General features: G+C 39.4%; 5 protein-coding genes. All 5 read right to left on the bottom strand.

Annotation, left to right across the window (positions count from 1 at the left end; genetic code table 11):
* Nucleotides 1-220: 220 nt before the first annotated feature.
* The 5 genes from C3L50_RS09900 to C3L50_RS09920 all read right to left on the bottom strand — a co-directional run bounded on the left by C3L50_RS09900 (nt 221) and on the right by C3L50_RS09920 (nt 12,056).
* Complete coding sequence (locus C3L50_RS09900) at nt 221-2,242, bottom strand: aceric acid hydrolase (protein ID WP_103806021.1); 2,022 nt, start codon at nt 2,240-2,242, stop codon at nt 221-223.
* Nucleotides 2,243-2,343: 101 nt separating this feature from the next.
* Nucleotides 2,344-4,785 carry a pectate lyase family protein gene (locus tag C3L50_RS09905; RefSeq protein WP_103806022.1) on the bottom strand — a complete coding sequence of 814 codons (2,442 nt, stop codon included), beginning with the start codon at nt 4,783-4,785 and terminating at the stop codon, nt 2,344-2,346.
* Nucleotides 4,786-4,791: 6 nt separating this feature from the next.
* Nucleotides 4,792-7,116 (bottom strand): DUF5703 domain-containing protein, encoded by a 2,325-nt coding sequence (locus tag C3L50_RS09910; RefSeq protein WP_103806023.1) that lies wholly within the window; start codon nt 7,114-7,116, stop codon nt 4,792-4,794.
* 106 nt (nt 7,117-7,222) lie between these two features.
* The gene (locus C3L50_RS09915; RefSeq protein WP_103806024.1) at nt 7,223-8,656 is read right to left on the bottom strand and encodes a sialate O-acetylesterase; all 1,434 of its coding nucleotides are present in this window, start codon (nt 8,654-8,656) and stop codon (nt 7,223-7,225) included.
* A complete protein-coding gene (locus C3L50_RS09920) occupies nt 8,649-12,056 on the bottom strand; it encodes a glycosyl hydrolase (protein WP_103806025.1) in 3,408 nt (1,135 codons plus the stop codon). The genes C3L50_RS09915 and C3L50_RS09920 overlap by 8 nt, the downstream gene beginning before the upstream one ends.
* Nucleotide 12,057 lies beyond the last annotated feature (1 nt).

The raw sequence follows: 12,057 nt of genomic DNA on the forward strand, positions 1-12,057 counted from the left end.
TTTGGTTGGTGGTTAGTTTTAAAATACTTTTTAATAACCTGAATTCGGTTAATAATCCTATTTTTTACCAAAAGTATTTTATTAAAGCAATAACTCCTTTCAAATTTTAGTCATTTACTTCCATTTTTTTACTGCCAAATCTATTTTATCGCTATTCCTGTTTGAAAATATTGCAAACAGAACTAAATACATTTCAACTTTGTACTTACGTGACAAAACATTAATGCGACAACCAAACCGACATTTCGCCTTTGCCTTGATTTCCCCACGCAAAATACGGAATTAATTTTATGGAATAGGTTTTACCTTCTTCTTTAGGAATCGGTTGGTACAACTTTTGGTTCCAGGAATTATCTGGAGTTACGGATGAACTGGCGGTAATGCTGAGTAAATTTCTATTGTCGATTTTAATGAAATCGGTGGTGAATTTAGAATTTAGATTCAAAATCACATCATTCACTTTGGTATTTGCTGGAAGCTCGTTTGATTCCAAACAATACACAATAGGCCCTCTTTTTACGGCAACCTGATTCTTGATTTCTTCCACCAATGGATTGGCTTGCATCAATTCAACCGGCATTGGAATATTCAATTCGATAACATCTCCTTTTTTCCATTTTTGGGTAATTTTGAAATAAGAACCCGAAACCATTTTATCATTGATTGTATTTCCGTTTACGGCAATTGTAGTACCTTGACTCCAGCCCGGAATTCTCAAGAAAAAAGCTTGGTCCCCTTTTGGGGCTTTCACAATTTTCAAGGTTATTTTTTCATCCCAAGGATAATTGGTTTGTTGTTCCACTTCCAGTTTTTCGCCGTTTAACAGAACCGTATTCAAATGATTGCTGCCGTATAAATTGACATAAACTCCTTCTTTCGAAAGATTATAGGCGTAATTGCTGACCTCGGCTATGGTTCTGGTCACGTTTGGCGCACAACAATTGGATAAAGCGATATAACCTTCACGCTCTTTGCTCCATCTTTGTTTAAAAGGCAAATCCTTGGAAACATTCAACGGATTGTTATAGAAAAATTCTTTTCCTTCCAAACTGATTCCCGACAACACGCTATTATACAATGCCAACTCCACAATATCGGCGTATTTTGCATCGGCGGTAATTTGAAGCATTCTCCAATTCCACAACACATTCCCGATATTGGCGCAAGTTTCCGTGTGAGCAGTCGCATTTGGCAATTGAAAAGGTCTTCCATACGCCTGATGAATTTTTTGCACATCGGCAGGATTATACGAAGTTCCGTCTGGCGAAACACCGTCATACAATGAACCACAAGCTCCCGTAATGTACATTTTTCGATAAGCAACGTCATCCCAAATGGATTCCAGATTATCCAGTAATTTTTTCTCTCCCGTTTCCGCATATAAATCGGCTACTCCGGCGTACAAGTAATTCGCTCTTACGGCGTGCCCCATTGCGGTGGTTTGTTGCCTGAACGGAATTCGGTCTTGATTGTCGTCTGTTCCATCATTAGTGGTTCCTCGAATGTCAATTAAATTATTTGCCAATTCCAAATATTTTGGATTTTTGGTTGTGCGATACATTTCGACAATTCCCATATAATGCGAAGGACAAATGGCATTTCTGGCCAATTCCGGCGAGGCTTTTTTGTAGAAATCATACAGGAAATCGGCAACACCTTTGGCTATATCCAAAAAATTGGTTTTTCCGGTCGCACGATAATGAATACAGGCGGCAGTCATCAAATGTCCCATATTGTATTTCTCGAAACCCAATTGTTTTTTCACTTCTTCCGGCCCCAAAGTTCCCCAGCGTTCATCGATTAAAACCGGAGTGTGCAAATAGCCGTCTTTGCGTTGTGTTTTGGCAAATAATGCAATGGCTTTGTCCATTTCTACATCTAATTTCTTGTCTTTGGTTACGGCATAAGTGGCCGCCATTCCTTCAAAAATCTTGTAAAAATCACCGTCGTGAAAAGAAGGTCCTTTGAAAGTTCCTTTGCTTTCACCCGCAGCAATTTCGAAGTTTTTGTAAGCGTGTGATACTTCATCGTTATGATACAAATCCCACATATACGGCAAAGTATTTTTGGTTTCCACATCAAATTGTTCTTTCCAAAAACCGTTAGTCCATTTTACATCTTGCAAACCTACGCTCTGTAATTTAGAATACGGACTTTCAGAATTGGCTACCAAGCCTTTATTCTGCGCCATAAAAGCTGTCGAAAAAAGTACCGCCGATAATAGAATGATTTTCTTTCTCATATTAATATTTTTTATATTTTTTGAATCTGCGAAAATCTGCTAAATCTGCGTAAAAAATAATGGCACGCAGATTTAGCAGATTTTCGCAGATGAAAACTTCTTTATTTTACGAAGAAATTAATTGTACGGCTCATTGAATCTCCATCAGCGTCTTTAACGGCAATAACAAAAGAACCGAAGCCTTTACTGCCTGCCGTAAATTGAATTTCTTTTCCTTTTAAAACGACTTTTCCATTTTTCACTTCCGAAAAAGTATATACTGGTTTTTTCTCGTATCCTTTGAAAAAATCTACCACAATTAAACTTGTTTTTTCACTGGCATTTACAAAATAATGAGGCTGTGCAAGCCAGTCTAAATAATTATCCAACTGTGTAAATCCGTCTTTATCGGTATCTTTATTGGCATCTGAAAAATCTCCTGCTTTTGAATTTTCGTTCAAGCCAAAAGCTCTTTCCCACCAATTTGGCAATCCATCGTGGTCGGTATCCCAATCTGTTGGGCGTGTTTCATTGGCAAAATTCGGAAATCCTCCAGCATCGGCTTCGTTGTCTATCAATCCTCCCAAACCGCTTTTGCTTCCTTTATAAGTAAATGTTCCTTTTAAAGTTTCATCCACAATTCTCTTATCGTGTTTGTCGAAAAATGGCTGATTCGCTCCCACGTCAGAAAGTACGTCTTTATAAGCAGCCTCGGCAGTTTGATTGGTTACAAAAGATTCGAAAAATGGTTTTGGTAAAAAGACATCATAATCTGCAGTTGCCTTATTGGATAAGGTAAACTTTCTGCCTTTATCTTGATTTTTTTCATTGAAATAACCCGGCATTACATTTCCATCAAAATAATATTGTTGTTTCCCTTTTCCAACACCTTCAATTTGGGCATTCAAAGCCACAAAAATTTTAGTTGAAACTCCCGGTTTATAAAAATTGTTGACAAAATTCACTTCGCTGGCACCGCCATCCGTGGCTCGATGTCCCCAATTGTACACCACGTTGTTGCGGATATCCACTCTTCCTCCATAAAAACCATCACCATTCAAACCACCACCGATACTCCAGTTCCTGCCTTCATTGTGTGCCAATAAATTATGGTGAAAACTTCCCACATCACCACCAATTGTAGCCGCATAACCGTGCATTTTTCCTGCTGGATATTTGTCGTGACCCGCAATATTTAAGGCTTCAGAAATCAAAGTGCGTTGCAAGGTAATGTTGTGTGATCCTCTAGAACTAAAAGATTCATCAATCGTCCAACTGATGGAACAATGGTCAATAATACTGTGATTCGCTCCTGTCAATCCCATTCCGTCAAAAGTTGTTCCACCACCGATTCTAACTTTCAAAAATCGGATTACTCCATCATTTCCTGTTAATCCAACAGGCGCTCTACTGATAGTGATTCCTTCGCCCGGAGCGGTTTGACCCGCAATGGTAATATAGGGTTGATTGACCACCAATCTTGAAGCTAATTTTATATTTCCAGAAACATTAAAAACAATCGTTCTTGGTCCGATAGGTTGGTCTACGGCATCACGCAAACTGCCCTGTCCACTATCATTCAAGTTGGTCACTTCGACCACTTTTCCACCTCTTCCTCCAACGGCAAAACGACCGTAACCTTCCGCTCCTGGGAAAGCCAATTGAGCTGGTTTGAATGACCAAACCGTTCCCAATGTCACTATTCCTTTGGCATCCAATTCGTCCACACGCCAGTAATATTTTGTTCCGCTGTATAATTTTCCAAGCTCGAATTGGTTCGAGGTCAATTTTCCTTTAAATTCAGAAGATTTTTCGGTGGCATTGGCAACTGCATTTTTATCGGTTCCAAAATAGATTTGGTGCGACATAGCATCTTTAGCCGATTGCCAAGTCAATAGCATTTTATTGTCCATCACCACGTGTTCATCCGCATTTTCAGGCTTTGGCGTATGCGATTGCTTTTTCAAATTTGGAGTGTCAATTTCGAATCCGTTGATGATCATTTGTTGAATCATATCGGTTGCTTTTGCATCCAATTCGAAACGAATCACCACGTCTTTGTTTGCCTCGGCATTAAACAAAATATAAGCCGTAGCCGTTTCAATTTTAGAATTGGAACGATTGCTTGGTGTAACGGTTTCCGCCAATTTATCATTCACGTAAATTTTTACCGGCGCAAATGTTTTGCCTTCAATTTTATCGAAAGTGTTGTGAAAAGTCAGCAACGAGTGTTGTCCCGCTTTTAGTCCACTGATGGTTAATTCCAAATTTTCGGCTGTAGCCAAACCATCACTCGCCAATTTGCTGTAAAATGGCGCATTCATCCCCACCTTGTACCATTTCGAATTGAAATTTCCTTTCAATTTAAAAGTCAGGTTATTAATAGCTTTCTCCGCAGCTTTTTGTTCGCTGATTGGCCAAGAACTATAATTTGTATCGTTTACTTCCTCGATTCTCCGTTGCGAAAAATCGAAATCGACTTTCACGATTTGTTTATTCTGTGCATTACCATTTGCTGCCAAAAGCATTATCAAAGCAGCAGCCCCCACTAATTTCTTTATCATTTTCTTCTAATTTAATTTGATTTTTTCTACTTCTGATTTGCCAATCAGATTGATTATATCTTTTTTCCGTTCTTCAGGAACAACTTTTAAAACTTTCAATTTGCCATTTACAAGCTGCGCCTCAACAGTTGTATTTTGAGTAGCGTACAACTTGAAATGCACATTCCAGTCTTTTGGCCAAGCGGAGAAAAGGTAAATTTTCCCATTGGCTTCCTGCAAAAGCATTTCCTGCATTCCAATCATTCCTGAACCTCCCCAATTATGGTCTGGAACCCAATCGTATCCTGGTCCCCAAAACGCTGGAAATCTTCGGTCGGAATTCGCCATTTTCAACAAATTGTATTTCGCTGCTTCATTTGTCAAACCCAAACGTGCCGCAAAAATATTGTCCTGTTTCCAACCAATGTGACTTCGGAATTTTATCGCATCGGTATCGTATTTCCAAGTATTCAAAGCGGTTTCCAAATCAGGTTTTCCGATTCCGTAAATTCCATAAGGAAACACGGGATACAATTGTGCCGCTTCGGAATTATTAATACGTTCCCAAGTTTTGGCTGGAGCTAATGTTTTATGCCCATCAAAATCTCTGAAATTCAAAGGTGGAATTCGAGTTTGAAACCCTTGTAAATAAGCTAAATCCTCTTTTAACAATTCTTTTTCCGACAGTAACAATAACTGTTCCGTAATTACGGTCAAAGCTGAAATGGTGCTGTTGGCGTTATTTGCCATCTTATAGGTTTCGGCTCCCGAACCTGGAAAAAGAATCAAATGTCCATCGCCATCCAAGGCTTTTCGACCTCTTTGTTTCGCCAAATATTGGTAATGTTCATCGAAAAAACGAAGGCAACTGATGATAAACGAATGGTATTTTTGGATGTCTTCGCCATTATATTCTTTCTGTTGCAGCATCATTTTGCAAAACTCAAAAACCGTGTCCCATTCGTATTCCAGCCAGGCGTTGTATTCCATTCCCGGGTCGTAATCGGCCGGGCGTTTCCATTCGTATTCGGCAGGATTGGGCAAGCCAAAGTTTTCCAACTGTTCCGTAAAAGCTGCTCCGCCGTGTTTCCAATAGACTTGTGAACGCAATTCTGCCGTTTTTTGGAGGCTCAAATAATAATCCAACTGCGATTTCATCATATCAAAATCACCGCTTTTCAGCATCGGAAAATAAACCAACCGTTGGTTCTGTGCAGTCATCGTTCCGCCTCCCCAATTTCTGAAATCAGGCGTAAAATTCAAATCTTTGTTGGTAAAAACGGGATCGACCGTAAACAGTCCACCATTAAATTTGGTTGGATATTTTCCGTAGGCATTGCACCCAAGCATATAGCGGAACAATTGATAATTTTGCCCTATTTGATAAACCGAATCCCTTTCTGTTTTCGATTTTTGGGTATAAATAAAACTACGATTCCAGAAATTATTCCACCATTTTATTGTGTTTTTTTTAGCTTGATTTGCTCTATTCTTATTCAAAGAAATCAAACTTTTCAAACCGTTACTCCAAGTATTCAAATCAAATTGGCTGGTATTTAAATAAATTTCCAATGACTGTTTTTTCGAAGGGTTTATACTCGAAAGACTGAATCCTTTACAATCGGTTTCCTGATATTTTCCAAGGTAAGTTCCGTCCGGTTTTAGATTGTCCCCTTTCATAAATCCGCCGAAAGTCAAATTCGCAATCGGGTTCATCATTTGATCCTTAACCGATTCTAATTTTTGTTGTTTTACCGCAACGTCAAAAACGGTTTGTTCTCTGTTTCGGTGGTAAAATTTAATTCCGTTATTTTCAAAAGAAATAGAATCCTTAAAAGTTACAATATCTCCCTGTGGAGCCCATTTATAGGAATTCGCATTATTGGCTTTTCCTTTGGAATCGCGGTTTTTGTAACGCCAACTTTCGTAAGAAGCCGTCATTTTCAGCGGATTTTCACTTTCTAAATCCAAATGGATTATCGGCTTGAAAACATCGACCCAAAGTTTGATTTTAACATCATTTTGTCCAATCAAAATACAACCATCTTTGAGTTTCAGTTCTTGACGAAAACCTTCTTCTCCGGTAAATGGATTAGGCGACAAGCTAACTTTTACGCGACCTAATTTCAGCAACGTATTATGTTCGTCAAAAGTTCCGCTTCGCGAAAAATAGAAGTATAAATCCCCTTTTTCTACCCAAACATTCAAGCCAATATCGCCACCTCCCAAAGGCATCGACTCGGAGGAATTGGCGCTTTGGGTTGTCCATATTTGGTTGTAATTATCAAGCACGGGAATTTGCGCTTTGACTAAAAGCGTAGTGAAGAGAAGTATGTATTTTATGTATTTCAATTTCCTTTGTTTTTTTGTGTTTTTGTGTTTTTGTCATTCCGAGGAACGAGGAATGACAAACTAAACGAAAACTCCTAACTCATAACCCTTAACTCATAACTGCAAACTACCACTCATCTGTCCTAAACGAGGACATCGGCAATCCGCCATTACTGAATAATTCCGCTTTTGCAAAATCTTTGAACAAATAGCGAACGGCAACGGGTTTCTCCACTTTATCCGAAGTCAAAACCACCGATTTTCTACGAACTTCAGCTTTGGCAGGATAAAAAACCTTGTCTTCTCCCGCGATTTCAAAACCGTTCACCTCTTTTCCGTAAGACGTAATCCCATTTGGGACATCGTCAAAAGAAACCGTAACCGAATTGTCTTTTATTTCCATTGCCTTATATTTCGGGCTTTCAAACTCGAAGCCTTCGATTCCGTAGGTTTTTGCCAAAGCCTGAAAAGCCAAACGGTTTCCGCCTTTTTCCTTGTCGGTTGGGTGAATGTTGTTTTCTTCTCCAACATCCATCAAAACCGCCATTCCTGAATTCGGAATTACTTCCGAAGCCTTCAATTGTGCTTCTCTCAAATAAGCCGAATTGTATTTCTCTAAATTGTCTTTTGGATGAAATTGGGCATAATTAAATGGAGCGATTTGCGCATAGTAAAACGGGAAATCGCCTTGTTTCCACAAGCCTCTCCAACTGCTGACCATCTTTTTCATCAAAGGGGTATATTCCGAAGCTCGTTCGTAATTCGATTCGCCTTGATACCAAATACAACCTTTGATTCCGTAACCAATCACTGGCGAAAGCATTCCGTTGAACAAAGTCGTCGGAACTCGATTGGGGTCTTTTGCCAAATCTTCTTTTTTGGTCGGAATCTTGGCGCTTGCAAAATCTTTCAGCATTTCCTGATTCATCCAGGCTTCCATACTCGAACCGCCGTACGAAACGTGAATCAGTCCCACCGGAACTTGTAAAACTTCCTGCAAAAGCGAACCAAAATACCAAGCCGTGGCACTGAAATTAGCCGTAGACTTAGGTGAAGCTGTTTCCCATTTGCCTTCAAAATTATCCAAAGGTTCCAAAACTGTAGCTCTTGGAATCGTGATAAAATGAATGTTTTTATTGGTTGACCTGACAATTATTTCGTTGCCATTTCTAACGGATTGTCCCGGAAAACCTTTCAATGGCATTTCCATATTCGACTGACCCGAACACAACCAAACTTCACCAATCAAAACGTTTTTAACGACTACTTTTTCGCTTCCTTCCGAAACTTCAATCGTAAATGGCCCACCAAAAGAGGGTGTCTGCAATTCTGTTTTCCATTTTCCAGAATTATCTGCTTTTACTTTGTAGATTTTTGCGTTCCAAGATGTTTTTATCGTAACATTTGCATTGGTTGAAGCCCAACCCCAGATTGGTGCATTCGACTTTTGCTGCAACATCATATTGTCCGAAAACAAAGCCGGCAATTTGATTTTTGCGTTGATTTGAAAGCTTGTTAAAAGCAATACAATGGCAATAATATGATTTCTAAATTTATTCATTTCTTTTACTTTTTTCTTTTACAATCGTTACTGGCCCCAACAAACCTGCTTTCAGCAATGAATTTCCTTCCAATCTAAAAGGAGCCGTTGTCCAGGTTAATCTTTCTTCTTTGGGCAATTTTTGATCGCCAATTAATCGGTTTGCCCAAGTATTGGTAATCTTTATAATAATGGTGTTTTTACCTTTTTTCAATGCATTTGAAACATCCACTTTATAAGGAAAAGTCCAAAGTGTTCCGCAATCTTTTCCGTTGATGCTTACCTCGGCAATATTAGCAATAGTGCCCAAATCCAACCAAATTTTGTCTGTGGATTTTTCTTTCCAAACCACTTCTTTTTGATAAGTTGCCGTTCCCGAATAATATTTGATTTTATCATTTTCAGAAGTGCTCCAATCGAAAAGCTGGTTAATTTTTATTGGTTTTTCAGGTCCGTGAAAAGCGGAATCAAATTGCAATTCCCAGTTTTCATCCAAGGTTTGAACGGTTTCGAAAGTTGTAGTTTTAATTTCGCTAGTTGTCGCTTTATCTTTAAAAATCACAAAACCGGATTCATTTGCTTCTAAATTTATCGAAACAATTGTTCTTCCATTTTCGATTTTCCAATTGGCCAATGTTGTCGTTTTATCAGTTACAGGATTGTACCAAACCGGAATTTTTCCAATTACACGAAACGAAGCTTCAAAAAATCGTTTCCCCTCTTTTTGGTTGGAAAGAAAGTAAACATCTTCTGTTTCCGATTTACGGTGTGTCCAAGCGATAGTTTCGGATTCGGTTCTGTTTAATTTTGGAAAATAAACATCTTGTTGAATCCCGATTTCATTAAAATCATTTCCCAAATAAGGCAACTTAATAATCGTTCCTTTTCCGATTTTCCAAGATGTTGCATTCGATTTGTTGTTCCAAATTTCATCAATGGTATTTTGCCATTTTTTTTGATCAACTTCTGATTGAATTCCCGGTTGCAGATTCGGTTTTTCGTCAATAAAAACAGTTGCTCCGTCTTTTACCAACTCCAATATTTTTTGGGCTACAGCCAAAGAAATCATTTTGTTCGGCGCCATTTTATGACTCCCCGGAAACAGTAAAGCTCCATATTGAATACTCTCGCTGAAAACTACTTTTCCGTTTACGACTTTCGCATTATTCAATAAAACATCGGCATTGAACGAATCATATTGGTAACCGTTCATCGCGTTTACCCATTGCGACAAATCTGTTGAATTTTTAGTCGAAGTCACTTCTTTGGGCATTTTAATGCTTGGCTGACCTTCGTTTTTCAATCGAATGGCTTCACTTTCCAATCTTTCCTTTCCAAAAACATTCGGAATAAACGGCACCAATCGATCCGGAAGCACCGAACGCGACGGAAAATCTTCGCCAATAAAAACCGCCAAATCAATTACCGGTTTCCCTTTTTGCAACTGAAATTGCACTCTTTGACAATAATCCACCCAGGCTTTTCCGGGTTTCCACCAAGTTTGGTCTCTTTGAAAATAACAACCCACGCCATCCAATGTCATTCCCGGTTTTCTGTCCGTCCACGGATTGTGCACAAAAACGTGGTAAAAAAATCGGTTGATTCCGATGGCATAATTTCGGTCTGCCAAAGTTTTTAAATTTCCCGGATGTTCATCCCAATCCATTTTCAATTCGGTAAAAGCTTCAGTTTGAATAATGTCTTTTCCATAAATATGCCCGCCCGAAATCGCATCAAGCATATCGTTTGGTTTGTCGTGGGTTGGACTTTTTAACCAAAATTCACCACTTGGATAATCGATGTGTTTAAAATGCAACAATCCGTCGCTCATCATTGTTGGTGCCACATTTTCGGAACTGAATTTTACGTTGGCTTTTTGGGCGATATCGGCCAATGTTCCAAAAAAATTGTCGGCTACTAATTCGGCAATGGTTTTTCGAACATCGTACAAAACCTTTTCAGAAGTTTCGGCGCTTTCGATTGGAATCCCCGCCATAACTGGCAAATAATCTACCAAATCATAACCTCTTCTTTTTTTGAATTCGGCTTGAAAAACAGGCGACCAGTTTTGGCTGCCGCATTCCCAACTGTCGATATGCAATATTTTGACCACTTTGGATGCCAATTCTGGTCCCGCAATTCGGAGCATTTCGCCAAACCAATGATCCAGTTGAAAACGAACCGCTTCGGGATTAAACTTGTCCACTTCCAATCCTCTTGCCGCTCCAGCGGTGGCATTTTCGTGCCCTGTGGAAGTGTATCCCATTCGAACAATCTTCCATTTTCCTTTTGGCGAAAGCCAAGAAAGAGTTCCGTTTGCATCGACAAATTTCGAAATATTGATGATTCCCGATTTGGGAACGCAGTCGGAATTCGGAATTTGGGCTTCCGTGGTTTGTGGACTCAAACGCCAAACAGCACCTGATTTTCCTTGGTAATTGTCAACCAGCGGTTCATTCGACAAATAAATTTTGGCAACTTTCAATCCTTGGTTCCATTTGGCTGGATCTAAATCTTCCGCGCCCGGTTCGGTACCTTCGGGATTGTAAACAAACCGGAAATATTTGGCTTTTGTCGGAACGATGCTGTGGGTATAAAATGCATCATCATCTTGCCAGCCGTGGCGCGGCGTTGTCAATCGACCCAAGCTTTTAAAATTAACGCCATCATCACTAACCTCAACTATTAAACGATGTGCTTGAAAGTTGTTTCCCTTGGTTTCTATTTGAATGGATTTACATAAAAATGGTTGGTCAAATTCATATTGAATCCATCCTTTTTCCTTTAACCTAAATTGATCGTCCTTATTGGAATCGCTTAAAAAGGAAGCGTCAAAATCTGCCAATGTAGAAGTAATTTTGGGACGATTTTGATTTGACGTGATATAACTTTCCTTTACCGGAATAGCAAACACAGCGATATCTTGATAATAGTCTTTATAATAATTTGGAACCGCTAATTTCGTTTGAATCTTGGCTCCACCATTCACGAAAGTGTCTGCCCAAACGACTTTTTGCATCGACTTTTCGGGTGTTATCCAAGGACCTCCAGCAACTGCAAAACCGTCGGCGGGATGGAACGCAATTTTTACGCCCAATCGGTCTGCTTCGGTCAATGCCCAGTATACCAAATTCCAGAATTCCGGGCTTAATTGCAATACTGGTGGATCCATCAACGGTGGATTTGCCGGGCCTTTAATCGTCATCAAATAAGCACCTCCAATTCCGGCCTGTTGCATCGCTTCCAAATCAGCCGTTATTCCTTCTTTTGAATAAGCACTTTGCATCCAATACCAATACACCCAAGGTCTTGAGGATTCTAGTGTCGGTTGAAACAAGCTGTTTTCTTTTTTAGGATTTTCCTGTGCTGAAACCAATCCCGCAAGAAGTAAAATAAAAAAGAAGTGTTTTTTATTGAACATT

The sequence above is a fragment of the Flavobacterium alvei genome (assembly GCF_002920895.1).
GTDB classification, from domain to species: Bacteria; Bacteroidota; Bacteroidia; order Flavobacteriales; family Flavobacteriaceae; genus Flavobacterium; species Flavobacterium alvei.